Origin of the sequence: Gordonia paraffinivorans NBRC 108238 (assembly GCF_000344155.1) — a bacterium.
Lineage (GTDB): Bacteria > Actinomycetota > Actinomycetes > Mycobacteriales > Mycobacteriaceae > Gordonia > Gordonia paraffinivorans.
The window spans coordinates 32169-58587 of the sequence record NZ_BAOQ01000038.1 but is presented as its reverse complement, the minus strand read 5'-3'; the positions used below and the strand labels follow the sequence as shown (position 1 = coordinate 58587).

At 68.7% G+C, this 26419-nt stretch carries 22 protein-coding genes and 1 pseudogene; 12 read left to right on the top strand and 11 right to left on the bottom strand.

Translation table 11 applies throughout. The features are described from left to right. Both GP2_RS17620 and GP2_RS17615 read right to left on the bottom strand, forming a co-directional pair. A partial coding sequence (locus tag GP2_RS17620; protein ID WP_040527370.1) for an RskA family anti-sigma factor occupies positions 1–210 on the bottom strand: 210 nt, incomplete at its 3' end. 155 nt (positions 211–365) lie between these two features. Next, positions 366–773, bottom strand: coding sequence for a YccF domain-containing protein (locus GP2_RS17615; protein ID WP_006901914.1), 408 nt, complete (start codon positions 771–773; stop codon positions 366–368). A 117-nt stretch (positions 774–890) separates the two neighbouring features. Here GP2_RS17615 and GP2_RS17610 point away from each other — a divergent pair, with 117 nt between their 5' ends. Beyond that, on the top strand, positions 891–1145 hold the full coding sequence (locus tag GP2_RS17610) for a hypothetical protein (protein WP_040527366.1): 255 nt from the start codon (positions 891–893) through the stop codon (positions 1143–1145). 12 nt (positions 1146–1157) lie between these two features. Here GP2_RS17610 and GP2_RS17605 read toward each other — a convergent pair whose 3' ends face one another. Continuing rightward, the gene (locus tag GP2_RS17605) at positions 1158–1718 is read right to left on the bottom strand and encodes a maleylpyruvate isomerase family mycothiol-dependent enzyme (RefSeq protein WP_040527365.1); all 561 of its coding nucleotides are present in this window, start codon (positions 1716–1718) and stop codon (positions 1158–1160) included. A gap of 37 nt (positions 1719–1755) precedes the next feature. Between GP2_RS17605 and GP2_RS17600 the strand changes: the two genes are divergently transcribed. The 5 genes from GP2_RS17600 (at position 1756) to GP2_RS17580 (ending at position 7067) form a co-directional block, all read left to right on the top strand. Beyond that, complete coding sequence (locus GP2_RS17600; protein WP_006901911.1) at positions 1756–2589, top strand: helix-turn-helix domain-containing protein; 834 nt, start codon at positions 1756–1758, stop codon at positions 2587–2589. A gap of 101 nt (positions 2590–2690) precedes the next feature. Continuing rightward, positions 2691–3998, top strand: a complete 1308-nt coding sequence (locus GP2_RS17595) for a GAF domain-containing protein (RefSeq protein WP_006901910.1) — start codon at positions 2691–2693, stop codon at positions 3996–3998. A 147-nt stretch (positions 3999–4145) separates the two neighbouring features. Beyond that, positions 4146–5669, top strand: a complete 1524-nt coding sequence (gene adh / locus GP2_RS17590; protein ID WP_006901909.1) for an aldehyde dehydrogenase — start codon at positions 4146–4148, stop codon at positions 5667–5669. 32 nt (positions 5670–5701) lie between these two features. Next, positions 5702–6124: a DUF779 domain-containing protein gene (locus GP2_RS17585; RefSeq protein ID WP_006901906.1), complete on the top strand. Its 423-nt coding sequence runs from the start codon at positions 5702–5704 to the stop codon at positions 6122–6124. 187 nt (positions 6125–6311) lie between these two features. Next, positions 6312–7067, top strand: a complete 756-nt coding sequence (locus GP2_RS17580) for a hypothetical protein (protein ID WP_255218657.1) — start codon at positions 6312–6314, stop codon at positions 7065–7067. Between the two features lie 91 nt (positions 7068–7158). Here the strand turns inward: GP2_RS17580 and GP2_RS17575 are convergent, their stop codons facing one another. Continuing rightward, positions 7159–7626: a hypothetical protein gene (locus GP2_RS17575; RefSeq protein WP_006901904.1), complete on the bottom strand. Its 468-nt coding sequence runs from the start codon at positions 7624–7626 to the stop codon at positions 7159–7161. Between the two features lie 582 nt (positions 7627–8208). Here GP2_RS17575 and GP2_RS17570 point away from each other — a divergent pair. Further along, positions 8209–8514 (top strand): hypothetical protein, encoded by a 306-nt coding sequence (locus GP2_RS17570; RefSeq protein WP_006901903.1) that lies wholly within the window; start codon positions 8209–8211, stop codon positions 8512–8514. 95 nt (positions 8515–8609) lie between these two features. Here the strand turns inward: GP2_RS17570 and GP2_RS17565 are convergent, their stop codons facing one another. The 5 genes and pseudogenes from GP2_RS17565 to GP2_RS17545 form a co-directional block, all read right to left on the bottom strand. Further along, positions 8610–9074 carry a hypothetical protein gene (locus GP2_RS17565; protein WP_006901902.1) on the bottom strand — a complete coding sequence of 155 codons (465 nt, stop codon included), beginning with the start codon at positions 9072–9074 and terminating at the stop codon, positions 8610–8612. 255 nt (positions 9075–9329) lie between these two features. Continuing rightward, the gene (locus tag GP2_RS17560) at positions 9330–9734 is read right to left on the bottom strand and encodes a hypothetical protein (protein ID WP_006901901.1); all 405 of its coding nucleotides are present in this window, start codon (positions 9732–9734) and stop codon (positions 9330–9332) included. 73 nt (positions 9735–9807) lie between these two features. Further along, positions 9808–11121: a sensor histidine kinase gene (locus GP2_RS17555; RefSeq protein ID WP_006901900.1), complete on the bottom strand. Its 1314-nt coding sequence runs from the start codon at positions 11119–11121 to the stop codon at positions 9808–9810. After that, positions 11105–11744, bottom strand: a pseudogene (locus GP2_RS17550) (response regulator). The gene GP2_RS17555 and the pseudogene GP2_RS17550 overlap by 17 nt, the downstream one beginning before the upstream one ends. 56 nt (positions 11745–11800) lie before the next feature. Further along, positions 11801–12868, bottom strand: coding sequence for an alpha/beta hydrolase fold domain-containing protein (locus tag GP2_RS17545; protein ID WP_040527359.1), 1068 nt, complete (start codon positions 12866–12868; stop codon positions 11801–11803). A gap of 569 nt (positions 12869–13437) precedes the next feature. On the opposite strand from GP2_RS17545, the gene gltB reads away from it, so the two are divergent. Both gltB and GP2_RS17535 read left to right on the top strand, forming a co-directional pair. Next, positions 13438–18021 (top strand): glutamate synthase large subunit, encoded by a 4584-nt coding sequence (gene gltB / locus GP2_RS17540; RefSeq protein ID WP_006901896.1) that lies wholly within the window; start codon positions 13438–13440, stop codon positions 18019–18021. Continuing rightward, positions 18014–19471, top strand: coding sequence for a glutamate synthase subunit beta (locus GP2_RS17535; protein WP_006901894.1), 1458 nt, complete (start codon positions 18014–18016; stop codon positions 19469–19471). Before gltB ends, GP2_RS17535 begins: the two co-directional genes overlap by 8 nt. A gap of 321 nt (positions 19472–19792) precedes the next feature. Here GP2_RS17535 and GP2_RS17530 read toward each other — a convergent pair whose 3' ends face one another. Both GP2_RS17530 and GP2_RS17525 read right to left on the bottom strand, forming a co-directional pair. Further along, positions 19793–20413 carry a DUF937 domain-containing protein gene (locus tag GP2_RS17530; protein ID WP_006901893.1) on the bottom strand — a complete coding sequence of 207 codons (621 nt, stop codon included), beginning with the start codon at positions 20411–20413 and terminating at the stop codon, positions 19793–19795. Positions 20414–21068: 655 nt separating this feature from the next. Further along, positions 21069–21293, bottom strand: coding sequence for an RNA-binding S4 domain-containing protein (locus GP2_RS17525; RefSeq protein WP_006901891.1), 225 nt, complete (start codon positions 21291–21293; stop codon positions 21069–21071). Between the two features lie 117 nt (positions 21294–21410). On the opposite strand from GP2_RS17525, the gene lysX reads away from it, so the two are divergent. From lysX to GP2_RS17510, 3 genes are all read left to right on the top strand, one after another. After that, complete coding sequence (gene lysX / locus GP2_RS17520) at positions 21411–24833, top strand: bifunctional lysylphosphatidylglycerol synthetase/lysine--tRNA ligase LysX (protein WP_006901889.1); 3423 nt, start codon at positions 21411–21413, stop codon at positions 24831–24833. Positions 24834–24852: 19 nt separating this feature from the next. Continuing rightward, complete coding sequence (locus GP2_RS17515) at positions 24853–25737, top strand: alpha/beta fold hydrolase (protein WP_006901887.1); 885 nt, start codon at positions 24853–24855, stop codon at positions 25735–25737. Between the two features lie 229 nt (positions 25738–25966). Then, entirely contained in the window at positions 25967–26416 is a 450-nt protein-coding gene (locus GP2_RS17510) for a hypothetical protein (protein WP_040527357.1), read from the top strand. Positions 26417–26419: the final 3 nt, after the last annotated feature.

Below are 26419 nucleotides of genomic sequence, written 5' to 3'. Positions count from 1 at the left end.
CGGCGCCGGTGTGGCCGTCACGGCGCTGACCGCGGCCATCGCCTCCCGGGTGGCGCGGACCTGGCGCGCGAACAGCTCGCGCACCTCGTCGTCGGCCGCGGCGAGGCGGGCCTCGATGTCGCGGAGTTCGTCGTCGGAGGCTGCGTCGAGTCCCACCACCGGGGCGAGCTCGAGCAATTCGGCGGCCTCGGGATCGAGATGCTCACTCATCACGCCCCTCCTGCCGTTGTCGTACTGCGTTCACCTGCTGCTGCTGTCCTCTCGGTGGACAGCGCCGGACAGTGCTGTCTCGATGCATGTGGTTCGGACCCGACGCCCGTCCGGATGGCCGCCCGGGTGGACGCTGGGCCGTGACCGGGAGGGGGTCAGTAGCGCGGCGGGGCGGCAGCGGCCATCGGCTGGTCGGTCGGGACGATCTCCGCGCCGAGCGGCAGCAGGGACACCGGGACCATCTTGAAGCTCGCGATGCCGAGGGGGATGCCGATGATCGTGAGGCACATGGCGAGACCGGTGGTGATGTGTCCGATCGCCAGCCACAGACCGGCCACGACGATCCAGATGATGTTGCCGATGAGTGACGGCGTGCCCGCCGACGGCTTGCGGACCACCGTGCGGCCGAATGGCCACAGGGCGTAGTTGGCCATGCGGAACGACGCGATGCCGAACGGGATGGTGATGACGAGGATGCAGCAGATGATCCCGGCGACGACATAGCCGATCGCCATCCACAGGCCGCACAACAGCAACCAGATGACGTTGAGGATGGTCTTCATCCGTCCATTGTCGCCCGTCGAGGCCTTCGGCGGGCTGTGTGCGCCATTACATCTCGTGCACCTTTGTGACGAGCATCGATCTGGGAAACGTGCTGGTCACGCGCCTACCATGGTGGTATGACGATTCAGTCGGAACGGACACGGGAAGCAGTGTGGTCGGTGGCCACCGCACTGGTCCTCGTCGTGCGCGTCGTGGCGACGATCGCCCTCGTGCTGCTCGTTCTCGGCTGGGCCGCGGCAGCGGTCCGCGACTCGATCGTCAACGACTACTTCTGGCCTGTGATCGGCGCCGGCGCGGGGCTGCTGGTGTCCACCTACGTCTACAGCCTCCTGCGCGTCCGGTACCCGCGGCGCAACGGCTGGATTCCGTGACGGGCCGTCGCCTCATGTGAGGCGACCCAGTCTCGCCAGTAGCCGCGTCTGGCGATCGGCGCCGGCGGGGACGTCGATCCTCCGGCAGACCCCCTCGGCATAGAGAGCATCGCCGAATCCGTCGGCCGCGCTCTCCATCTCGGTCAGCTCGTCCTCGGTGAACCGGTGCGCGATCCCGGCGGCGGCGGCGATGTCCCAGCGGTGGGCGATCATGTCGAACCCGTAGAAGCGGCACAGTGTCTCGCCGATGGTCGTCGGCCCGAAGTGGCCGTCGTAGCGTCGCCGGCCGACGCCCGGATCGGTGAGTCGAGCGGCGACGGCGTCGCGGTGGGTCCGCCAGGCGCCGGCCGGGTCGTCGAGCGGCGGGGCCGTACCGAGGTCGATGCCGTGGCCGTCGAGGAACTGTCGTTGCGTCTCGATGACGTGTCCGACGACGTCGCGTGCGGTCCAGCCCTCACACGGCGAGGCGTTGTCCCAGGCGTCGGCGGGCAGGCTCTCGATCACCGCGGAGAACCCGTCGGCGTAGCGGTTGTAGCGGTCGAGCAGTGGTGTGTTGTCGGTTGTCGTGGTCATGATGAGAGTCAACCGCCGTGGGACGGGATGGGGATTGATGAAACCCGACAATCCGGGGAGCGCGCGCGTCGACGACGTCGAACGCGCTCATCTCGTGGACCCTCGCGACGCCACCTACCGGATCGGCCGCTGGGGGCCGGGCCCCGATCTCGCGGACGTGGTCCGGCGGTTCTGGGTGCCGGTGTGGTCGGTGCCGCCGGGGTCGGAGTCGCCGCAACGAGTCCTGCAGTACCCGGTCTGCCTGATGATCGTCACCGACACCTACGCCCGCTTCTACGGTGTGGCCACCGGACTGTCGGAGACGGTCCTCACCGGTGACGGGTGGGGCGTGGGCGTGATGCTCACCCCGGGCGCGGGCGGATTGCTGGTCGGCGACGTCGGCCGGTGGACCGACCGGCACGACGAGCTGTCGGTGGTCTTCGGCGACGCCGGCGCCGACCTCGCCCGCCGGGTGCGTGCGGTGATGGACGACGATCCGCTCGACGAGTCGGTCCAGCGGGAGGCGACCGGTCTCGTCGAGGCCTGGTTGCGCGGGTACCTGCCGATGGACGACGACGGGCACCTCGTCAACGCGATCGTCGACCGGGTCGAGCACGACTCGTCGGTGACCGCGGTCTCGCAGATCTGCGACGGCTTCCACCTCACCGAGCGCAGCCTGCAGCGGCTCACCCGACGCCGCCTCGGCCTCACCCCGAAGTGGCTGATCCAGCGTCGACGCCTCCACGAGGCGGCCGAGCGGCTCCGCGAGCCCGGGGACACGCTCGCCGCGCTGGCGGCCGAACTCGGCTACGCCGACGAGGCGCACCTCGGCCGCGACTTCAAGGCCGTCACGGGGATGACCCCGCGTGAGTTCTCCGGACGGTTCGGCTAGCGCACCCGCGGCCCTCTCGCGTCACCCGAAACGTCCGATTGTTGCCGGAATCACACGTGGCCAGGCAGAATCGTCCCCATATGAACAGCGACGGAGGGCGCATGACAGACGCGACTGCAGTGGCGACGCGTATCCGTCGTGCGTACGAGGAGTTCCTCTCGGGAAACATGCCTCCCACCGATGCGGTCCGGTCGATCGTGCGCGAGTCCTGGGCGCGCTCTCTCAGCCGGGGCGTCGACCCCTCCGACGTCCACCAGGTCGACGAGCTGCCGTCGGGCGTCACCGTGCCGGCCATGTCCGCCGAGGAGTTCGCCGAGTACCGGGCGGCCCATCCGATCACCGCGGTGCGGCCGCTGGTGCAGTCGCTCATGGTCGACGCGATCGCCGACACCGGTGTGGTGGTGGCGCTCACCGACCAGGTGGGACGGCTGCTGTGGGTCGAGGGCGACTCGGACGCGCGCGACAAGGCCGGGCACATCAACTTCGTCGAGGGGTCGGTCTGGGCCGAGGAGGTCGTCGGCACCAACGCGCCCGGACTCGCGCTCGCCGTCGACCGCGGTGTGCAGGTTGTGGGTCCCGAGCACTTCGCCGGACCGGTGCAGGAATGGTCCTGCGCCGCGGCCCCGGTCCACGACCCGTTCACCGGTCACGTCATCGGCGTCATCGACGTGACCGGCGGCCGCGAGGTCGCCGCGCCCTTCGCGCTCGCCGCCGTCCGTTCCGTCGTCGCCGCCGTCGAACGTGAACTGCAATCGGGCGCAGTTGATCTCGCCGATCCGTCGGTGTTCTCGCTCGGCGGTCCGCGCACCAGTGCGGCACATTTCTCGGTCCTCGGCGACGGCCCGCACCGCTGGCGGCGCACCACCGACCCGTCGAGCGCGCGCACCCTGTCGCCGCGTCACGCGGAGATCCTGGTCCTGCTGCAGGCCTTCCCGGAAGGGCTCAACACCGAGCAGCTCGCGCTCAAGCTGGCCGAGGACGGACTCGACCCGGTCAGCGTGCGGGCCGAGATCTCGCGGCTGCGGCGAGACCTCGGTGCCGACGTCCTCGCCAGCCGTCCCTATCGCCTCACGCTCGACGTGTCGTCGGACCTCCAGGACATCCGGACCCGCATCGAATCGGGCACCGACCTGGCGAGCGTGGTCGACGAGGTGGGCCGCGGCGGGCTCCTGGCCGAGTCGACCGCCCCGGGCATCGTGGAGATCTTCGAAGAGCTGCGCGAGGACCTGCGGTCGCGGCTCATCGCGAGCGGCGACGTCGCCGCGCTGCGTAAGTGGACGTCGTCGGTGCATGGTCGCGACGACCTCGTCGCCTGGCGCCGGCTGGAGCATCGCCTCCCGGTCGGACACCCCGACCGCCCCCTCGCCGGAGGTCGCATCAGGTTGCTCGACAAGCGCTACGGGCTCTGAAAGGCCCAGGTCATCGCGCGTTGCATTCGTTGCAACCCATGTGCAACGAATGCACCCCTACCGTGTGCAACAGATCACATCGGAACGCCAGGGTGTCCGGTGTGACATGTACAGGCGGCCCCTGAGGCCCACACGCAAGGAGTGACCATGACCGTCTACGCAAAGCCGGGTGCCGAAGGCTCGGTGATGAGCTACGAGTCGCGCTACGACAACTGGATCGGCGGCCAGTGGACCCCGCCGGTGAAGGGTCAGTACTTCGAGAACACCTCGCCGGTCGACGGCAAGGTCTTCTGCGAGGTCGCGCGATCGACCGCAGAGGACATCGACCTCGCCCTCGACGCCGCCCACAAGGCCGCACCCGCCTGGGGCAAGACCTCCGTCGCCGAGCGCTCCCTCGCGCTGCTGCGCATCGCCGACCGCATGGAGGAGAACCTCGAGAAGCTCGCCGTCGCCGAGACCTGGGACAACGGCAAGGCCGTCCGCGAGACCCTCGCCGCCGACATCCCCCTCGCGATCGACCACTTCCGCTACTTCGCGGGTGCGCTGCGTGCGCAGGAGGGCTCGATCTCCGAGATCGACGAGGACACCGTCGCCTACCACTTCCACGAGCCGCTCGGCGTCGTCGGCCAGATCATCCCGTGGAACTTCCCGATCCTGATGGCCGTCTGGAAGCTGGCCCCGGCCCTCGCCGCCGGCAACGCGGTGGTCCTCAAGCCGGCCGAGCAGACCCCGGCGTCGATCCTCTACCTGGTCAGCCTGATCAGCGACCTGCTGCCCGCGGGTGTCCTCAACGTCGTCAACGGCTTCGGCGTCGAGGCGGGCAAGCCGCTCGCCTCGAGCAACCGCATCCGCAAGATCGCGTTCACCGGTGAGACCACCACCGGCCGCCTGATCATGCAGTACGCGTCGGAGAACCTCATCCCGGTCACCCTCGAGCTCGGCGGCAAGAGCCCGAACATCTTCTTCAACGACGTCATGGCGGCCGACGACGGCTTCCTCGACCGTGCGCTGGAGGGCTTCTCGATGTTCGCGCTCAACCAGGGCGAGGTGTGCACCTGCCCGAGCCGCGCGCTGATCCAGCAGGACATCTACGACGAGTTCATCGCCAAGGCCGTCGACCGCGTCTCGAAGATCAAGCAGGGCAACCCGCTCGACACCGACACCATGATGGGTGCCCAGGCGTCGAACGACCAGTTCGAGAAGATCACCTCCTACCTGGCCATCGGCAAGGAAGAGGGCGCCGAGGTCCTCATCGGCGGCGAACCGGCCGATCTCGGCGGCGACCTGTCCGGCGGTTACTACATCAAGCCGACGGTGTTCCAGGGCAACAACAAGATGCGCATCTTCCAGGAGGAGATCTTCGGCCCGGTCCTCGCGGTCACCACCTTCAAGGACTTCGCCGACGCGATGCACATCGCCAACGACACCCTCTACGGCCTCGGTGCCGGCGTGTGGAGCCGCGACGGCTCGACCGCCTACCGCGCCGGTCGTGAGATCCAGGCCGGTCGTGTGTGGACCAACACCTACCACGACTACCCGGCTCACGCGGCCTTCGGCGGCTACAAGCAGTCCGGCATCGGCCGCGAGACCCACCTGATGATGCTCGAGCACTACCAGCAGACCAAGAACCTCCTGGTCGGCTACGCTCAGAACGCGAAGGGCTTCTTCTGAGCCACTCATCAAGTCACAGAAGGTGATTGAGAATGACCACCGAACGCAACGCCGTTGATCGGGTGGTCGCCACAGACGCCGCCGTGCAGCTCCTGACCAAATTGTCGGAGCTGCACGGCGGACTCATGATCCACCAGTCCGGTGGATGCTGTGACGGCTCGGCCCCCATGTGTTACCCCGTGGGGGACTACCGGGTCGGCCAACGCGACGTCCTCGTCGGCGAGATCGAGCTGCCGGAACCACTTCCGGCGGTCCGCGTCTGGATCAACGGCGACCAGTTCGAGCTGTGGAAGCACACGCAGTTGATCCTCGACGTCGTGAAGGGCCGGGGTGCCGGGTTCAGCCTCGAAGCGCCCGAGGGCGTGCGGTTCCTGTCCCGGTCCCGCGTGTTCGACGAGCAGGAAAATGCCTGGTTGGACGCTTGTCCGCCACGGCGGGGTGCGGATATAGAGTGATTAACCCCCCATTTCTGGGGACAGATCCATCACTTTACGAAGTGATGGATCTGTCCCTTTTTTGATGTGTTATTGCAGATAGTGCACGGTTGCTACTTGCGGCACGCGCGGGTGATACGAAGCTATTTCCTCTGTTACGTTCGCTGAAGCCCGACGAATTGAATACCAGACGACACCATCAGCCGAAATGAATGTGGAGGCAGGACTTCGTATGAATCGAAATACCATTCGCGTGACCACCGTTGGAGCCGCGCTGGGAGTGGCAGCGATCTTCGCACCGGCGGCCGCCTCTGCGGCACCGGGGGACTGGGTGTCGCCGACGAACTGCGCCAAGGTGGCGACCCCTTCGAACCCTGCCGGCTGGGGAAATACCTTCCCGGATGAGGCGGGTCGGGCCGGCGAGATCGTCACGACCACTGTCGTGGACGACGACGGCTCGCTCGAATTCAACACGACCGAAGAGTTGAAGAGGAAGGCGTCTTATCACGAGGCAGGCGGACTCCCGCTCGCCGAACTGGTCGACAAGAAGGGGGGCGACCGTCGGCTCACCTTCCAGGAGTCTGAAGGCCAGGCCAACTGGCAGATCCGCGTCACCGGCGCGAACACCGGCTCCGGGGACGGTTTCATGACCTTGGTGTGGGTTGCGCCCGATGCGGCAGGCACCTACGACGCCACCGACTCCGGACAGTGGTGGGCGACGCGCCCGCTGCCGAATCACCCGAACAGGCAGGACAGCCCGGGAACGCTGGAGCAACTGCTCGAAGCGGCCAACAGCGAGGGGCACACGACGGTCATCAACCACTACGGCATCTCCAGTGATCCGGGCAACGTCCAGCCGGCCAAGGTGAACGTCGACAACGTCTCCTTCAACGGCTGCACGACCAACTTCAAGGCCACCAACGACGGTGGTGGCGGTTCGCTGGAGGGCATCCTCCCGTTCTGATGACGAGACGCCACACCTGAACGCAACGGGCCCGCGACCATCTCTCCGGTCGCGGGCCCGTTCCTTCCGGTGATCAGTGGGCGTCCTCCACTCACCACAGGTCGTAGCTCACGTTGGCCTGCGGGTAGCCGGTGGCGACCGACGTGTTGATCCAGTACTGCTGCGAGACCCGGCCCGAGACGCCGGTCATCGAGGTGTCGACCCCGTAGCGGTGATTGCTGATCTGGTACTCGGCGGTCGGACCGCCGAGGCCGATCCGGTAGGTGGCGCCGACGTCGAGATGGCCGCTGAGCGGGGCGGCGGCAGAGACGATCTCCGTGGCACCGGGGTACAGGACCTGCGCCGGCCCGTTGACCCATTCGCCACCCGCTGCGCTCGAACCGACCAGGTATTCGGGCTTGTCGGTGTGGTTGGAGATCGTCATCGTGACGGTCGGTTCGCCGGGTCGGACGATCGGCATGGTGCCTGCGTGTGCCGCGCCGGCGGCGCCGAATGCGACTCCGGCGACACCGAGGGCGCCGATGGTTCCGGCTGCGATGCGGGTGGCGATCTTCTTCATGGTGGTCTCCGATCTCTTGCGGGGCGGCCCGTGGGCCGGGGGTGAAGGTTTCTCGGTGTTCCGGGCTGTCCCGGTGACACCAATGACCTTCCTCCGACAACGGCCGCCCCGGATTCCGCCGACGGGATGATGGGCCGGGGGAATCGCGTGTCCACCGATCGGTGGACCCGGCCGGGTGGTGCGCACGGAAAGGCGCCCCCGGGAAGCGCCCTCACGGGCGAAGCGGATGACGATATGAGGTCGACGCTGCCGGTGAGGGTGGAAAATCGGAGGTGCTTTTCCGTCAGCAATCATTCCGCGATCGCGGGATTTCGGGGTTGATATGTTTTGTCGCCCAAACGAACCGTCGAAAGGGCGATTAGTCCCGTATTTTCGGCGATAACGGAGAATACGGACCGAACCGGCCGGGACAATGGTGGAGGCAGGCAATCGTATGAACCGCGACGTCGTTCGGGTTGCCACCGTGGGGGTGGCATTCGGGGTCGCAGCACTGTTCGCGCCTGCATCCGCGTCGGCGGCACCGGTGTCGCCGACGAATTGTGCGGAGGTCGCGACACCGGCGTTCCGGGAGAGAACGGATTCATGACGCTGGTGTGGTCTGCGCCCTCCACCGCCGGGAAAGCCGATGCCACGAACTCGACCTCGTGGCGGGCGACCCGAGACCTTCCGGGGTACACGCGCAACACGTACACCACTCTCGAGGACGCGAAGGCGGGCAGCGACACGGTGATCGACTGCTACGGGATCTCCAGCAATCCGGGCGAGAACAACCTGCCGGGCCGGGTGAACGTGGACAGCATCAGCTTCAACGGCTGCACCACCGACTTCAAGGCGACCGGCGGTGGTGGGGGTGGCGGCGGTTCGCTGGAGAACGTGCTGCCGTCCTGACGACGGGCGAGAAGAGCCGAACGCGGCCGGGCCCGCGACCGACGTGTGGTCGCGGGCTCGGCCGTTTCCGGTGGTCAGCAGGCATCATCCTCCACTCACCACTGGTCGAAACAGACGTTTGCCTGGGGGAAGCCGGTGTCGATCTTGCTGTTGATCCAGTACCGCTGGGCGTGGCGCCCCGAGATCCCGGTCATGGCGGTGTTGGTGCCGGCCCGGTGATTGTTCACCTGGTACCGGGCGATGGGGCCGTCGTCGCCGATGCGGTACATGGCGTTGACGTCGAGGCGGCCGCTCAGAGGGGCGGTGGCGGTGATGGTCTGGGACGCGCCGGGGTAGAGGACCTTGGCCGGGGCGTTCACCCACTCGCCGCCGGCCGCGCTCGAGCCGATCAGGTGCTCGGGCTGATTGGTGTGGTTGGTGATCGTCATCGCCACGGTCGGTTCGCCGGGGCGGACGATCGGCATGGTGCCGGCGTGGGCTGCGCCGGCGGCGCCGAGGGCGAGTCCGGCGATCCCGAGGATGCCGATGGTTCCGAGGGCGAGGCGGGATGCGATCTTCATGGTGTTCTCCGACTCTCCGGGTGGATTCTGTTCTGGGATCTGGTGTTCCGGGCTGTCCCGGCGACACCACTGACTCTCCTCGGAGAACGCCTGCCCCGGACTCCGCCGCCGGGGTGATGCACCGGTGGAATCGCGCATCCACCGATCGGTGGACATGGCCGGGTAGCGAGCACGGAGAACCGCCCGTGGGATGTGTCCGCCTTGTGTGCGAAGCGGATGGCGACACGGCATCGGCGCCCCTGGTGAGGGGCGAGGTCAGGGGCGCCTGTCCGCCCGCCTGCGTATCAGCGCCCGCCCCTGCAGGACGATCACCCAGACCGCGAGGGTGAGGAGACCGACGGCGATCGGCGTGACGATCCGACCCTCTTTGCGGTTGTGTCTGCGTTGCGCCCAGAGGTCCGCCAGTTGCCCGTCGGAGGGCCAGGACTCCCGGTCCGTCCGCAGGTCGGGGAGCAGCGTCTCGGAGTGGCTGCGGCCGGCCCGCTTGTGCAGGCACAGGTCGTCGACACCCATGGGATCGCCGCCACACTGGTCGGGCACGAACCACATGTCGAGGGCGAAGTACAGCCCGACGAGCGAGCCGGCCAGGAACAGCGCGGACGAGAGCAGCGCCTTCGGACCGAGAAGCCGGCGATCGTCCACCACCCATGTGCTGCCCAAACCCGACCCGCCTCTACTCGCGTGACGCCGAGCAGACCCTACGGCATCCGTTGCGACATCGGCCGCGAAGAACTCACAGCCTCCGTGCCGGCATCTCGACGATCGCCGCGAGACCGCCGGTAGGACGGTTCTCCAGGCGCATCCGGCCGCCGAGGCCCTCGATGCGAACCCGGCGGGACGCCAGGCCGATATGGCCCGACGCCTGACGCCGCTGCAGCAGATCCTCCACGTCGACGTCTCCGGGCAGGCCGACGCCGTCGTCGAGGACGACCAGCCGCGCGACGCTGTCCTCGAATTCGGCGGTGATCTCCGCGTTCTCGGCTCCGGCGTGCTTGATCACGTTGGTGAGCAGCTCGCGGGCGGTGGCGAACAGCAGCGAGTCCGTGGAGGTGCGCAGGTCCGACGGCCAGGCGGCGGTGTCGACGGCGATCGTGGGTGCCCCCGCGCGGTTGCCGTACGAGGACGAGAGGTCGGTGAGGGCGACGGCGAGGCCGGCCTGTTCGAGGACCGCCGGATGCAGCTCGCTCAGCGTCGTCCGAAGCAACCGGGCCGACTCGCGCAAGGCGCCGTCGACACGGTCGAGGGTCTCCTCGTCGGCCGAATCACGCAGTGTCGCGAGCTCCTGTCGCGCGGCGAGAATGTACTGCAGCGCGCCGTCGTGGAGGCTGTCGGCGAGGTTGCCGCGCTCGCGTTCCTCGATCGTCATCGTCTCGTCGAGCAGTTGTGCCCGCTCGGCGGCGAGTGAGCCGATGGTGATGACCCGGGAGCGGTTGAGCTGCGCCAGCAGGACCGCGCCGACCGCGAGCGCCGCGATGACCAGGACCCGCAGCACCACGACCGACCACGGCTCGCCGTTGGCCTCCCGGGACAACGCGGTCGAGACCGCATAGACGACGACCGTCGCGGCGACGACCAGCGCGCACAGCCGCGGTTGCAGCGACACCGCCGCGATCATCGGCACCAGGGCGAACCCGGCGATCAGCGCGTTGATCGTCCAGCTGACGTCGTTCGACATGCTCGCGATGACCGCCAGGATCGTCATCAGCAGCAGGTCGACGGGCAGCCCGACCCACGACCATCGCACCGCGAATCGCGCGTGGCGCATCACCGCCCAGCAACCCGCGATACACCATGCGGCGTACAGGATTCCGGTGACGACGCTGACGGCCATCGCCGAATTGGGCGGGTCGAGGCAGACGGTGAGCAGGACGAAGGCGGCGAGGAAGACCCGCAGCAGGGCCTGGATGCGAACGCCGCGCACCGCGTGTTCGACGAGGATCCGATGGATGCGCGGCTCGTCGGCAAACCTCCCGAAGCCGAGATAGACGGTCAGACCGGCGATCTCGAGATCGGAGTTGCGGGCCACGCGGTCACTCGAGGAGCCCACGACGCATCGCCTCCGCCACCGCCGCGGCCCGGTCGGAGACGCTGAGCTTCTCGTAGAGCCGCTGGGTGTGGGGTCTTCACGGTCGTCGCGCCGATGTAGAGCTCGGCCGCGATCTGCGGGATCGACCGTCCGCGAGCGAAACCCGTCAGCACCTGCCGCTCGCGTTCGCTCAGGACGGGGGCGTCGGGCTGCGTGCGGGTGCGGATCTCGCCGGCCAGCGCCGAGGCGAGCGCGGCCGGGACGACCGTCTCGCCCTTGGCCACCCGGGTCACCGCGCCGACGATCTCGTCGCGGTCGGAGTCCTTCGGCAGGTAGCCGGCCGCGCCTTCCTGCAGCGCGCGGAACACGATCGGGCCGTCGGTGATCGCTGACAGCAGCAACACGCGGGTCGGCAACTCGTCACGGGTGACCGCGTGCGCCAGTTCGACGCCGGTCATGCCGGGCATCTGATGGTCGACGACCGCGACGTCGGGGTGCTCCCGGCGGATCAGCTCCAGCCCCGACGCGCCGTCGGAGGCCTCGCCGACCACCCGGATGCGTCCGCTCTGCGTGAAGCCGCGCGACACCCCATCCCGGAAGAACGGGTGGTCGTCGACGACGACCACGGTCACCAGTAAATCCATCGTCTGAGGATACGGCGGCTCGCGTTGCCGGGCAGAGGGTTTTCGGCGCGGACGCCTCAGCCGCCGGCACGCTCCGGCGCCGTCACCGTGATGAAGCGGGCCGCGGTCTCGACCGCGTGCCGCGCCTCCGAGGACAACTGCGGCATCAGCTGGAAGACGTGCCCCTGGTCCGGCCACGCCTGCAGGACCGAAAGCCCTCCGGCCGAGGTGATCTCGCCGTGCAGGGCCCGGGCGTCGGCACCCATGACCTCCAGGGCGCCGTACTGGATGAGCGTCTTGGGCAGTGTCATGTCGGGACGGAGACGGACCCGCATGCGCGGGTGGTCGGCCTCGGCCGTGCGGGTGTAGAGGCTCAGGATCTTGCGTGCCGACACCGCGTTGATGATCGGATCGCGCACCCCGCCGAGCTGGTTCTGCACGGCCAGCTCGAAGGTCGGGTCGTACAGCGGGGAGAATAGGACCATCGAACCGGGCTGCGGCGTGCCCGTGCAGTGGTTGACGTACAGCAGGTCGAGGGCGAGGTGCCCGCCCGCGGAGTCCCCGGCGATGACGATGTCCTCGGCGCGATATCCCTGTTCGAGCAGCCAGCGGTAACCGCGGATGGTGTCGTTTCCCGCGCAGGGCCACGGATACTCCGGCGCGAGACGATAATCGAGGCTGAACGCGGGGACCTCGGCGAGATTGCCGATCCGCGCGACGAGTCCGCGGTGTGTTCGCGGGGAGCACACGACGTATCCGCTGCCGTGGAGGTAGTAGACGATCCGCTCGCCGGGTCGGGGTTGCGGGGCGCGCCGGCCGACCACCCACTCGCCCCGCACCTGGCCGCCGCGGAACGACTCCCGGACGGGCTGCACGCGCGTCTCTCGGGGCGGGGGACCGAGCCGCTCGATGGTCCGGTTGAGGCCGGGCCGGGCCCGCTGGATCATCTGCGCGGTGATGCGTGGATGGCTGCGGCCCGCCGCGGCCATCAGCGGCCACGTCGCGCGGGTGAGGTAGGCGTTGACCGCCCGGGATCGGCGGGAACCGCGCGGGTCGACCCCGAGCGGTCCGAACGGCAGGTCGGCTCCGGATCGCGGGTCGGGGACACCGGCGGGCGCACCGCCGGCCATCGAGGTGACGCTCATCACTCCGACGGTAGCCGCGGGTGATGTCCGATGTGTCTGATCACCCGGGACGACACCGGACTGCGACCGGACCGGTACCCGAGAACCTCGCCCTCGCGACCCCGACACCGCGGTCGCGGGTTCGGTCGCGGCCGCCGCGGGAGATCGCCGAAGGGCGCGGACTCCTACCTTGCCGCGGACATATGCAGGGCGTCCGCACACGCCGGATCGGCCCTTGACGTGCAGAATCGTGGCGATTGTGCTAGCCGGATTTCGAGAGTGGACCCCCCACGTGGAAAAATGGCCCACAATGCTCATGCGGTTGCCCGCAGGCGCTCTGTCCAGCGCTGCGCGCACGCCGCCGACGAGCATGTGTTCGGGCCCCGACGATGCGGCCCGAAGGGACTGTCAGCAACGGCGCTGACGGGGACACCGCCTTTGTGGTCGTTCCGCCCAGGTCAGCCCCTCAGGGGGTGGAAGACGACGACCGTCAGCGGACATCGAGGTCCGCGACGTGCACGGCCGAGTGGCCCCCCAGACATCTACGACGGGTAGTGCGTGCACCCTCCGCACGCATAAGTGAGGCGAATATGAAGCAGGCTCCGGGACCGGTTGGTCTCTACGACCCGCGTTACGAGCACGACTCGTGTGGCGTGGCGTTCGTGGTCGACATGTACGGACGACGCAGTCGCGACATCGTCGACAAGGCGATCATGGCCCTGGTCAACCTCGAGCACCGCGGTGCCGCCGGCGCCGAGCCGAACACCGGCGACGGCGCGGGCATCATGATCCAGGTCCCCGACCGTTTCTTCCGCGAGACGGTCGACTTCGATCTGCCCCCGGAAGGCAGCTACGCAACCGGTATCGCCTTCCTGCCGCAGGGTTCTGAAGACGCGCGTCAGGCCTGCGAGGGCGTCGAGAAGGTCATCGAGTCCGAGGGCCTGACCCTCCTCGGCTGGCGCGAGGTCCCCACCAACGAGACCTCGCTCGGTGCTCTCGCCCGCGACGCGATGCCGACCTTCCGCCAGGTCTTCATCGGCGGCGCCGAGGGCATGGAGCTCGAGCGCCGTGCCTACGTCGTGCGCAAGCGCGTCCAGTACGAACTCGGCAACAAGGGTGCCGGCGCCGACGGCCCGGGCCGCGAGACCGTGTACTTCCCGTCGCTGTCGGGTCGCACCTTCGTCTACAAGGGCATGCTGACCACCCCGCAGCTGCGGGAGTTCTACGTGGACCTGCAGGATTCGCGCGTCGAGAGCGCGCTCGGCCTGGTCCACTCGCGCTTCTCCACCAACACCTTCCCCTCGTGGCCGCTGGCGCACCCGTTCCGCCGCGTCGCGCACAACGGTGAGATCAACACCGTCACCGGCAACGAGAACTGGATGCGCGCCCGCGAGTCGCTCATCGACACCGGCGCCTTCGGTCCCGATGCCGCGTCGAAGATCTTCCCGGTGTGCACCCCCGGCGCCTCGGACACCGCGCGCTTCGACGAGGTGCTCGAGCTGCTCCACCTCGGTGGCCGCAGCCTGCCGCACGCCGTGCTGATGATGATCCCGGAGGCCTGGGAGCGTCATGAGTCGATGAAGCCCGAGCACAAGGCGTTCTACGAGTACCACTCGGCGCTCATGGAGCCGTGGGACGGACCGGCGTCGGTCTGCTTCACCGACGGCACCGTCGTCGGCGCCGTGCTCGACCGCAACGGCCTGCGCCCGTCGCGCATCTGGGTCACCGAGGACGGACTCGTCGTCATGGCCTCGGAGGTCGGCGTCCTCGACATCGACCACTCCCAGGTCGTGCAGAAGATGCGCCTGCAGCCGGGCCGCATGTTCCTGGTCGACACCGCCGCCGGCCGCATCGTCGACGACGAGGAGATCAAGGACGAGCTCGCTGCCGAGCACCCGTACGCGGAGTGGCTCGAGCAGGGCATGGTCGCCGTCGACGACATCGAGGCCCCGCCGCACATCCACATGCCGCATGACCGGGTCACCCTGCGTCAGCAGGTCTTCGGCTACACCACCGAGGAACTGAACCTCCTCATCGCGCCGATGGCCAAGACCGGCGCGGAGGCGCTCGGCTCGATGGGCACCGACACCCCGATCGCGGTGCTGTCGAAGCGCCCGCGCATGCTGTTCGACTACTTCCAGCAGCTCTTCGCGCAGGTCACCAACCCGCCGCTGGACGCCATCCGCGAGGAGGTCGTCACCAGCGTCGGCTCGACCATCGGCGCCGAGGCCGACCTGCTGCACCCCGGCCCCGAGTCGTGCCGCCAGATCTCGCTGCCCCAGCCGGTGATCGACAACGACACCCTGGCCAAGCTGGTCGAGATCAACGACAACGACAAGCTGCCGGCCTTCCGCAGCATCCACATCCACGGCCTCTACCCGGTGGCCGAGGGCGGGGACGGCCTGCGCAAGGCCCTCGACGAGATCCGGGCCAAGGCGAGCGCCGCCATCGACGAGGGCGTGAACCTGATCATCCTGTCCGACCGCGAGTCGGACGAGACCTACGCGCCGATCCCGTCGCTGCTGCTGACCGCCGCGGTGCACCACCACCTGGTGCGCGAGCGCAAGCGCACCCGCGCCGGCCTGATCATCGAGTCCGGTGACTGCCGCGAGGTCCACCATGTCGCGACCCTGGTCGGCTTCGGCGCGGCCGCGGTCAACCCGTACATGGCCTTCGAGACCATCGAGGACATGATCGAGCGCGGCGTGCTCGGCGACATCGACTTCGCGACCGCGAAGAAGAACTACATCAAGGCCGCCTCCAAGGGCGTGCTCAAGGTGATGAGCAAGATGGGCATCTCGACCATCGCCTCCTACACCGGCGCGCAGCTCTTCCAGGTGATCGGCCTGTCGCAGGAGCTCGTCGACGAGTTCTTCACCGGCCTCAACAGCCAGCTCGACGGCATCGGCCTCGACGACATCGCCGCCGACGTCGCCAAGCGCCATGCCCTGGCCTTCAACGGCCGGCCGTCGGAGCGCGCGCACCGCGAGCTCGAGGTCGGCGGCGAGTACCAGTGGCGCCGCGAGGGCGAGTACCACCTGTTCAACCCGGACACGGTCTTCAAGCTGCAGCACTCCACGCGCACCGGGCAGTACAAGGTGTTCAAGGAGTACACCAAGATGGTCGACGACCAGTCGCGCCGTCTGGGCACGCTGCGCGGCCTGTTCGACTTCAACTTCGGCGATCGCGACCCGATCCCGATCGAGAAGGTCGAGCCGGCCAGCGAGATCGTCAAGCGCTTCTCGACCGGCGCGATGAGCTTCGGTTCCATCTCGGCCGAGGCTCACGAGACGCTCGCCATCGCCATGAACCGCCTCGGCGGCCGCTCGAACTCCGGTGAGGGCGGCGAGGATCCGCGTCGTTTCCATCACGACGAGAACGGCGACTGGCGTCGCAGCGCGATCAAGCAGGTCGCGTCGGGACGCTTCGGCGTCACCTCGCACTACCTGAGCAACTGCACCGACATCCAGATCAAGATGGCGCAGGGCGCCAAGCCCGGTGAGGGTGGCCAGCTGCCGCCGCACAAGGTGTACCCGTGGGTCGCCGAGGTGCGCGGCTCGACGCCGGGCGTCGGCCTCATCTCGCCGCCGCCGCACCACGACATCTACTCGATCGAGGATCTCGCGCAGCTGATCCACGACCTGAAGAACGCGAACCCGAAGGCGCGCATCCACGTCAAGCTCGTCTCCGAGGTCGGCGTGGGCACCGTCGCCGCGGGTGTGTCGAAGGCACACGCCGACGTGGTGCTCATCTCGGGCCACGACGGTGGCACCGGCGCGTCGCCGCTGACGTCGCTCAAGCACGCCGGCGCGCCGTGGGAGATCGGCCTGGCCGAGACCCAGCAGACCCTGCTGCTCAACGGCCTGCGCGATCGCATCGTGGTCCAGGTCGACGGCCAGATGAAGACCGGCCGCGACGTCGTCATCGCCGCCCTGCTCGGCGGCGAGGAGTTCGGTTTCGCGACCGCGCCGCTGGTGGTCTCGGGCTGCATCATGATGCGTGTCTGCCACCTCGACACCTGCCCGGTCGGCATCGCGACCCAGAACCCGCTGCTGCGCGAGCGCTTCTCGGGCAAGCCGGAGTTCGTCGAGAACTTCTTCATGTTCATCGCCGAAGAGGTTCGGGAACTGCTGGCGCGCCTCGGTTTCCGCACGCTGCAGGAGGCCGTCGGCCACGTCGAGGCCCTCGACACCTCCAAGGCGATCGCGCACTGGAAGAACGAGAAGGCCGGCAAGCTCGACCTGTCGACGATCCTGACCATGCCGGAATCGCCGTTCATGAACCAGGACCTGTACTGCTCGGGCGTCCAGGACCACTCGCTGGACAAGGCGCTCGACCAGCAGCTCATCGCCCAGGCGCGCGAGGCGATCGACCACGGGACCCGCGTGTCCTTCACGTCGAAGATCACCAACGTCAACCGCACGGTCGGCACGATGCTGGGCCACGAGGTCACCAAGACCTATGGCGCCCAGGGACTCCCGGACGGGACGATCATCATCGACTTCAACGGTTCGGCGGGCAACAGCTTCGGTGCCTTCGTCCCGAAGGGCATCACGCTGCGCCTCGAGGGCGACGCCAACGACTTCGTCGGCAAGGGCCTGTCGGGCGGCCGCATCGTCGTCCGTCCGGCGCGCAACGCCCCGGAGGGCTTCGTCGCGGAGAACAACATCATCGCCGGCAATGTCATCGGCTTCGGTGCCACCGCGGGCAAGATCTTCCTGCGCGGCATCGTCGGCGAGCGCTTCTGCGTCCGCAACTCGGGCGTGACGGCGGTCGTCGAGGGCGTGGGCGACCACGGTTGTGAGTACATGACCGGCGGGCGCGTCGTCGTCCTCGGCGACACCGGGCGCAATTTCGCGGCCGGCATGTCGGGCGGCATCGCCTACGTGTACGACCCGGAGCAGAAGTTCGCGGCCAACCTCAACACCGAGCTGGTCGACCTCGAGCCGCTCGAGGAAGAGGACGTAGAGTTCCTCGCCGCCATCATCGAGGAGCATCGTGCGGAGACCGAATCCCCGGTCGCCGCAGCGCTGCTCGCCGATTGGGACACTGCCCAGACCAAGTTCGCCAAGGTCATGCCGCGGGACTACAAGCGCGTGCTGCTGGCCATCTCCGAAGCGGAGAAGACCGGGCGAGACGTGAACGAAGCGATCATGGAGGCCGCACGTGGCTGACCCCAGAGGATTCCTGAAGCACACCGAGCGGGAGCTGCCCGACCGCCGTCCGGTGGACCTGCGCCTGATGGACTGGAAAGAGGTCTACACCGACTTCGACCGGTCCCACCTCCAGACGCAGGCCAGCCGCTGCATGGACTGCGGTATCCCGTTCTGCCACAACGGCTGCCCACTGGGGAACCTGATCCCCGAGTGGAACGACCTGGTCTACAAGGACCGGTGGCGCGACGGCATCGAGCGTCTGCACGCGACCAACAACTTCCCGGAGTTCACCGGTCGCCTGTGCCCGGCTCCGTGTGAGGCGTCGTGCGTGCTCGGCATCAACCAGCCGGCGGTGACCATCAAGCAGGTCGAGGTCGAGCTCATCGACAACGCCTTCGACAACGGCTGGGTCACCCCGGTCATGCCGTCGAAGAAGACCGGCAAGAAGGTCGCGGTCGTCGGCTCGGGCCCGGCCGGCCTGGCCGCCGCCCAGCAGCTCACCCGCGCCGGTCACGACGTGACCGTGTTCGAGCGCGCCGACCGCATCGGCGGCCTGCTGCGCTACGGCATCCCCGAGTTCAAGATGGAGAAGCGCCACATCGACCGCCGTCTGGCGCAGATGGAGGCCGAGGGCACCGTCTTCAAGACCGGGGTCAACGTGGGCGTCGACATCACCGCCGAGCAGCTGCGCGCCGACTTCGACGCGGTCGTCCTGGCCAACGGTTCGACCATCGGTCGCGACCTGCCGATCCCGGGCCGCGAGCTCGACGGCATCCACCAGGCGATGGAGTTCCTGCCCCAGGCCAACCGGGTCCAGCTCGGCGACACCGTCGAGAACCAGATCACGGCCAAGGGCAAGAAGGTCGTCATCATCGGCGGCGGCGACACAGGCGCCGACTGCCTGGGCACCTCGCTGCGCCAGGGCGCGGAGAGCGTGCACCAGTTCGAGATCATGCCCAAGCCGCCGATCGAGCGGGCCGAGTCGACCCCGTGGCCGACCTACCCGCTGATGTTCCGCGTCTCCTCGGCCCACGAGGAGGGCGGCGAGCGCGTCTACTCGGTGAACACCGAGAAGTTCATCGGCGACGAGAACGGCAAGGTCAAGGCGCTCAAGGCGCACGAGGTCGTCATGCGCGACGGTCGCTTCGAGAAGGTCGAGGGCACCGACTTCGAGCTCGAGTGCGACCTGGTGCTCCTCGCCATGGGCTTCGTCGGCCCGGAGCGCGGGGACCTGCTCGACAAGCTCGGCGTCGCCTACGACGCCCGCGGCAACGTCAAGCGCGACGACAACTTCGCCGCCGTCGGACTGCCGGGTGTGTTCGTCGCCGGCGACGCCGGTCGTGGCCAGTCGCTGATCGTGTGGGCGATCGCCGAGGGCCGCTCGGCGGCCGCGGCGGCCGACGAGTACCTGACCGGTACCTCGTTCCTGCCGGCGCCCATCGAGCCGACCACGGTCGCCCAGCGCTGATCTGACACATCGAGATCGCGGACTCCCGCCGCACCCGTGCAGGGTCGGCGGGAGTTCGTGGTTTTCGGGGTTCGAGAGGTGCATCGGCGGGCGGGTCAATCGCCTCACGCGGCTGCCGGTGCGCCCATAGACCAGGTGAAGCCCGGCGTGACCGCCGTCCAGTGGGCGAACCGGTATCTCGCCGGCCTGGCCTGAGCCGACGGCCGGGGACGTCCCGAACCCGCCGCCACAACTCGCCGCGCTGCGGTGAACGACCCCGGAAACCGACGACTCCCGCACACCGATCGGGTGTGCGGGAGTCGTCGTCTGTGGCCTCGGGGGCTACTTCTTGCCGCCCAGGATCGATCCGAGGATGCCGCCGAGGAGATCGCCGCCACCCTGCTTGGCGCCGCTTCCGGCCGCGCCGCCGAGCATCCCGCCGAGGAGGTCGCCGCGCTCGCCGGCGGCACCGCCGCCCTTGCCGCCGCCGAGCACGGTGCCGAGCAGATCGCCCAGGCCGCCGCTGCCGGCCTGCGTCGGGGCGCCGCCGCCGGCTCCGCCGAGAACCTTCTTGGTGAGGTAGCTCAGCACGATCGGCGCGAGGATCGGCAGCAGCTTCTGGACCACGCCCGGGTCGACCGCGGCGGCGGGGACCTGGTTGCTGACGGCGCCCGCGACCTCCGGGGTCTTGTCGCCGAAGATGTGCGCGACGATCTTCGAGCCGTCGGCCGTGTCGACCTGGTCGACGTCGATCTCACCGGTGGCGAGATCGTTGTCGTGCTGGGCGAGGGCGCCGACGAGTTTCTGGGCCGCCTCCTCGTCGGTGGTCTGCGTCTGCAGGCCGGCGAGCAGAGCGGGCACCGCCTGCCGAGCGGCTGCGCGTGCGGAGTCCTCGTCGACCCCGAGCTGCGTGGCCAGGGAGCCGTAGGGGAGGCGCGACAAGAGGTCGTCGATGTCGGACAAGGCGCTGCCTTTCGGTCAAGAACAGTGAAGGTCCACGTGAACCTACTGGATCGGGCGGTCACCCACCAGACCCCGCGCCGCGACCGTGTGAACCGGGATCGGGCCGGATGTGGTCCGACCGGATGGCATCCGACCGACCGCCGGCGGAATACCATAGTTCCTGGTAGAGAACGCGTCGCTACCGGGAATGTAACGCCTCGCGTGCCATGATCGATCTAGCCGGTGCGTAACGGCGATCACAGCCCGAACCAGCCGCGGGCGTGAACTCACATGTCGGCGCGGGCTTCGGATGATCGTGGCCGAGACCACGTCATCTCCGGGGCCGGCCGCCGAGAAATGCCGCTACAGTAGAGCAAAGTCAGAGTCCGTTGAACTGAATGTGGATCGCACCAGGAAGTGATTGGTCATGAAGTTGGCTGACACCCTTCACACATCCCGCAGGGGATCGCTGCTGAATTCGCTCATCGGGGGGCGACTCGGCGGACGCCGCACACACGCACCCAACTTCCCCGCGGAGGCCGAGCGCCTGATCACCCCGGCGGAACTGAGACGCTACGGCGTCCGCTCCTGATCAATCCGAGACGCCGACGAGGGCGGTGACCCGCACGACGGGTCGCCGCCCTCTCTGCTTTCGATCACCGTCGCGAGGAGGATCTCATTCCGCTGCGACCCGGGCGCTCATCCCGCCGATCTCGACCACGTCGCCGATTGCCAGTTGCCGGCCCCGTCGGGTCTCGACCTCGCCGTTGACCGTCACCAGGCCATCGGCGATGACCTCCTTGGCCTCGGCGCCCGACTCGATGAGATTGGCCAGCTTCAGGAACTGACCGAGGCGGATGGACTCGTCGCGGATCGTCACGTCGTACACGGTGCCGATCATGCCCCGTGAGGGCGGAGAGGGCCACATCGGTGCGGCCAGAAGAGATTCTGTGCCGCTGCACAGCCGGATCAGCGTGGACTGCGAGAGTGCGGACTGTTCTGCGACTACCTTCGACGCATGGCCACCGACTCCCCACTCGCGCCGGTCGACCCCGCGAATCCCGATGCCGCCGTTCCCGGGAACGCCCCGGCGCGGCGAGAACCCACCGCCGCCGACCGGCGATCCCTCGCACTGCTGAACCAGATCAGGCGACCCGCCGGATTCGGCCGCAACGCCCCCAAGGTGGCGGGCACGGTCGTCGGCGTCCTGGCCGCGATCTCGTTGCTGTCGAGCCTCATCCCGGCCTTCCGGCGGCTGATCCACGACCCCCGCCGGTACGTCGACGACTACATCATCACCCTGCCGGACACGAGCTTCGCGTGGGCGTTCGTCCTGGCCCTCATCGCCATCGCGCTGTCGGCGCGCAAGCGCATCGCCTGGTGGATCAGCGTCATCTACCTCGTGCTGTTCATCGCCGGCAACCTCGTCTTCCTGATACCGGCGCTCGAGGACGATCTCGAGGTCACGTCCTGGGACCGCACCAACCTGTGGATCGGCGTGGTGATCGACCTCGCGGCGCTGATCTTCCTGATCGCGACGTACAAGCAGTTCTACACCCGGGTTCGCCGCGGGGCGGTGCCCGCCGCGATCGCCACCCTGATCGTCGGCCTCGGCATCGCGACGCTGCTCGGCTGGGCGCTCGTCTGGGCCTTCCCCCACAACCTGACCCACGGCGAGCGGCTCGCCTACGCCTTCAACCGGGTCGTCGCCTTCGGCGCCATCGACGCCGACGCCTCCTTCGACGGCCGGCACGCGCCGGTCTTCGTCAACGGCCTGCTCGGCCTGTTCGGCGCCCTGGCCCTCATCGCGGCGGCCGCGGTCCTCTTCCGGTCGCAGCGCCTGCGCTGGCTCATCACCGCCGAGGACGAGTCGCTCATCCGCGCCCTCATCAAGCGGTTCAACGACGACGACTCGCTGGCCTACTTCTCCACCCGTCGCGACAAGGCGGTCGTGTTCTCCCCGGACGGCCGCGCCGCGATCACCTACCGCGTGGAGGTCGGCGTCGGCATGGCCGGCGGCGACCCGATCGGCGATCCGGAGTCGTGGCCCGACGCCATCGCCGAATTCGTCGCCCTCTGCGAGAAGTACGGCTGGCACCCGGCGGCCATCGGCGCGAGCGCGCACGGCGCGGAGGCCTACCACGCAGCCGGTTTCGTCACCCTGAGCATCGGCGACGAGGCGATCATCCACACCCGCGAGTACAGCCTCAGCGGTCCGGCGATGAAGGCGGTCCGGCAGGCCGTGACGCGCACCCGGCGGGCCGGGGTCACGGTCCGCATCCGCCGGCACGCCGACATCGACGACGCCGAGATGCAGAAGGTCATCGCCCGCGCCGACGAGTGGCGCGACACCGACGAGGAGCGCGGTTTCGCGATGGCGCTGTCGCGGCTCGGCGACCGTGCCGACGACGAGTGCCTGCTCGTCGAGGCCGTCATCGACGAGGGCACGCCGAGCGAGCGGGTCGTCGGCATGCTGTCCTTCGTGCCGTGGGGCCGGCGGGGCGCGTCGCTGGACCTGATGCGCCGCGACCGTTCGGGCCCCAACGGCGTCGTCGAGACGATGGTCTCCGAGCTGTGCCGCAACTCCGAGCAGTTCGGCATCACCGAGGTCTCCCTCAACTTCGCGGCGTTCCGCGCGTTCTTCGAGCAGGGACCGCAGATCGGCGCGGGCCCGATCATGCGCTTCGGGTACTCGGTGCTGATGTTCGGCTCGAAGTTCTTCCAGATGGAGTCGCTGTACAAGTCCAACGCCAAGTACCTGCCGGACTGGCAGCCGCGCTACCTGTGCTTCGAGGACAGCCGCATCCTGCCGCGGGTGGGCCTGGCCGCGATCGTCACCGAAGGTCTCGTCACCCTCCCGAAGTTCGGCCGCGACAAGCACTACGAGGGCGGGCGCTCGTCGATCCCGCCGGGTGTCGACGCGCCGGCGCTCATCGCCCGGCTCGAGGAGGAGGCCGAGACCCGCGACGTCGCCGTCGTCCACCGGCCCGAGCAGGTGCGGGTCCGCCTGGAGAAGATGGACCGGCTCGTCGAGCAGGGGTTCGATCCGTACCCGCCGGCCGACGCCCCGACGCACACGATCGCGCAGGCCCGCTCCGAACCGGAGGGCACGGTGGTCACCATCGCCGGCCGCGTCACACGCCTGCGCGACTTCGGCAAGGTCGTCTTCGCCGACGTCCACGACTGGTCGGGCGAGGTGCAGGTGCTCGTCGAGGAGTCCCGCCTGATCCCGGGCACCCCCGATTTCGGCGGCGACGTCGATCTCGGCGACCTGATCCAGGCCCGCGGCGTGGTCGGCACGAGCCGGTCCGGCGAGTTGTCGATCCTCATCGACGCGTGGCGGTTCAACGGCAAGTGCCTGCGGCCGCTGCCCGACAAGTGGGCGGGCCTGACCGACCCGGAGGCGCGCGTCCGCCAGCGCTACGTCGACCTCGCGATCAACGAGCGCAGCCGCCAACTGCTCGCCACGCGCAGCATCGTGGTGAAGTCGCTGCGGGACTTCCTGTCCGCCCGCGGCTTCCTCGAGGTGGAGACGCCGATCCTGCAGCAGATCCACGGCGGCGCGAACGCCACCCCGTTCCAGACGCACATCAACGCCTACAACCTCGACCTGTACCTGCGCATCGCCCCCGAGCTGTACCTGAAGCGGCTGTGCGTCGGCGGCGTGGAGAAGGTGTTCGAGATCGGCCGCAACTTCCGCAACGAGGGCGTGGACTTCAGCCACAACCCGGAGTTCACGAGCCTGGAAGCCTATGAGGCGCACAGCGATTACCTGAAGATGCTCGATCTCACCCGCGAGATGATCCAGCACGCGGCGACCGCGGCCCACGGCGAGCCGGTCATCGTGAGGACCGACGCCGACGGCAACGAGGAACGCATCGACATCTCCGGCGAGTGGCCGGTGAAGACCGTGCACGAGGTCGTGTCGGAGGGGGCGGGGGAGGAGATCACCCCGGACACCCCGGTCGAGCAACTGCGCGTGGTGTGCGACCGCCTCGACATCAACTACCGCCCCGACTGGGACGCCGGCCAGATCGTGCTCGAACTGTACGAGCACCTCGGCGAGGACCGGACGACGTTCCCGACGTTCTACACCGACTTCCCGACGTCGGTGTCGCCGCTCACGCGTGCGCACCGGTCCAAGCCGGGTGTCGCCGAGCGTTGGGACCTCGTCGCGTGGGGCGTCGAGCTCGGCACCGCGTACACGGAGCTGACCGACCCGGTGGAGCAGCGCAAGCGCCTCACCGAGCAGTCGATCCTGGCCGCGGACGGCGACCCGGAGGCGATGGAGCTCGACGAGGACTTCCTGCAGGCCCTCGAGTACGCCATGCCGCCGACCGGCGGTCTCGGTGTCGGCGTCGACCGCGTGGTCATGCTGATCACCGGCCAGTCGATCCGCGAATCCCTGGCGTTCCCGCTGGCCAAGCCGCAGGACGCCTGACCTCGGGCACACTGGCCGGGTGACCCCGATTCCGCACACGGAGGACGCCCCCGGTGAGTTCGTCACCGTGGGCGACCACCGGCTGCACGTCCTCGACGAGGGGGCGGGCCCGCCGCTGCTGCTGATGGCGGCGCTGGGCAGCAACTGGTTCGACCTCGACCCGCTGGTCTCCCGGCTGGTCTCGTCGTGGCGCGTGATCCGCTACGACCGGCCCGGGTACGGGCTGTCGAGCCCGGTCGGGCGGCAACACCTCCCGACGCTGCTCGGCGAGGTGGACCGGATGGTCGAGGTCCTCGACGCGCGCGGGGTGACCGAACCCGTTGTGGTGGTCGGTCATTCGCTGGCCTCGCTGTATGTGGAGGCGTTCGCGCGCCGCCATCCCGAGCGGACCGCGGGGGTGGTGGTGCTCGACGGCTCCTACGTGCTGGTCCCGTGGCGGCTGGTGCCGCTGTCGTTCCGGGTCGGCAACGCGCACCGGCTGGTGGGGACCGCCCGGGCGGTGACGAGCCGCGTGGGGCTTCGCCGGTGGCCGAGCCTGGGCGTGTGGACGCGGGTCGTGCCCGCGCCCCCGGAGGGTCGCGGGGAGAGTCAACGGCATTGGGGCGCACGGCTGTTCGGTCAGCCTGAGTTCCTGCTGGCGATGCTGGTGGAGAATGCCGCCTTCGGGGCGATGAACAAGACCCTGCGGCAGTTGCGACGCAGCAATCCGATGCCGCGCGTGCCGGTCACCGTCGTGGTCGCGTCGTCGACGCTGCCCGGCTGGCGGCTGTTCTGGGAGTGGAAGCAGCAGCGCTACGCCGATGTTCTCGGCGCCGACCGGATCACGGTGCTGCCCAGGGCGAAGCACTTCCTGGTCTCCGAGCGGCCCGACGAGGTCGCGGAGATCATCGACGACGTCCGGTGAGCACTGGGGCGGTTCTGCGCGGCGGTCACGTACCCATCGCGCCGGCGATACGGAGGCCGGGAGATGTCCGCCACCGGGAGGCTGGGTGCGCAGAGCGGGATTGGTTAGCCGGAGTAAGCGTGATGTACACCACACTTCGGGTGTGCGATGCTGTGGAGGCTGTGCAGCGCAACGAATCTCGTCCAACACACTGTCGTCGGAAGGCGGAGAGATGAAAAGTGCGCGAAGAGTGGGGATCTCGGCAGCCGCATCGGCGTCGATGCTCGCGGGTCTGATCGTGGGCGTGGGTGCCCACGCGCCGGCGGCAGCGGCGCCGTCCGGGCCTGCGAGTCAGGTGGCCTCGGCGAAGTGGAAGCCGTTGCCGACCGTCTATTCGAACGTCCGGGACACCGACAGCAAGCTGGTCTTCCCCTACGCCTTCATCCTGAGTGTCGGCCAGACGCGACAACTGAACGATTCCGGGATCCTGCCCGTCGTGGCGAATGCAGGGATACGCATGGGTGACGTCAGCGAGATCGCCAGGGTGGTGCGCACGACCATCGCGAAGGAGCGGCTGACGACAGAGGGCGGGTGCGTGCTGCTCATGTACTCACCGACCCCGCTGTACAACCCCTCGACGAAGGAGATGACGCACTGGGCCGGCCATTGGTACCGCGGCACGGAGGTCTGCACCCCCTGACGC

Excerpts from the sequence above, each read along its gene's own strand:
- GP2_RS17615 (WP_006901914.1), bottom strand. The coding sequence starts at position 773 with ATGAAGACCATCCTCAACGTCATCTGGTTGCTGTTGTGCGGCCTGTGG.
- GP2_RS17610 (WP_040527366.1), top strand. The coding sequence starts at position 891 with ATGACGATTCAGTCGGAACGGACACGGGAAGCAGTGTGGTCGGTGGCC.
- GP2_RS17605 (WP_040527365.1), bottom strand. The coding sequence starts at position 1,718 with ATGACCACGACAACCGACAACACACCACTGCTCGACCGCTACAACCGC.
- GP2_RS17600 (WP_006901911.1), top strand. The coding sequence starts at position 1,756 with ATGAAACCCGACAATCCGGGGAGCGCGCGCGTCGACGACGTCGAACGC.
- GP2_RS17595 (WP_006901910.1), top strand. The coding sequence starts at position 2,691 with ATGACAGACGCGACTGCAGTGGCGACGCGTATCCGTCGTGCGTACGAG.
- adh (WP_006901909.1), top strand. The coding sequence starts at position 4,146 with ATGACCGTCTACGCAAAGCCGGGTGCCGAAGGCTCGGTGATGAGCTAC.
- GP2_RS17585 (WP_006901906.1), top strand. The coding sequence starts at position 5,702 with ATGACCACCGAACGCAACGCCGTTGATCGGGTGGTCGCCACAGACGCC.
- GP2_RS17580 (WP_255218657.1), top strand. The coding sequence starts at position 6,312 with ATGAATGTGGAGGCAGGACTTCGTATGAATCGAAATACCATTCGCGTG.
- GP2_RS17575 (WP_006901904.1), bottom strand. The coding sequence starts at position 7,626 with ATGAAGAAGATCGCCACCCGCATCGCAGCCGGAACCATCGGCGCCCTC.
- GP2_RS17570 (WP_006901903.1), top strand. The coding sequence starts at position 8,209 with ATGACGCTGGTGTGGTCTGCGCCCTCCACCGCCGGGAAAGCCGATGCC.
- GP2_RS17565 (WP_006901902.1), bottom strand. The coding sequence starts at position 9,074 with ATGAAGATCGCATCCCGCCTCGCCCTCGGAACCATCGGCATCCTCGGG.
- GP2_RS17545 (WP_040527359.1), bottom strand. The coding sequence starts at position 12,868 with ATGAGCGTCACCTCGATGGCCGGCGGTGCGCCCGCCGGTGTCCCCGAC.
- gltB (WP_006901896.1), top strand. The coding sequence starts at position 13,438 with ATGAAGCAGGCTCCGGGACCGGTTGGTCTCTACGACCCGCGTTACGAG.
- GP2_RS17525 (WP_006901891.1), bottom strand. The coding sequence starts at position 21,293 with ATGATCGGCACCGTGTACGACGTGACGATCCGCGACGAGTCCATCCGC.
- lysX (WP_006901889.1), top strand. The coding sequence starts at position 21,411 with ATGGCCACCGACTCCCCACTCGCGCCGGTCGACCCCGCGAATCCCGAT.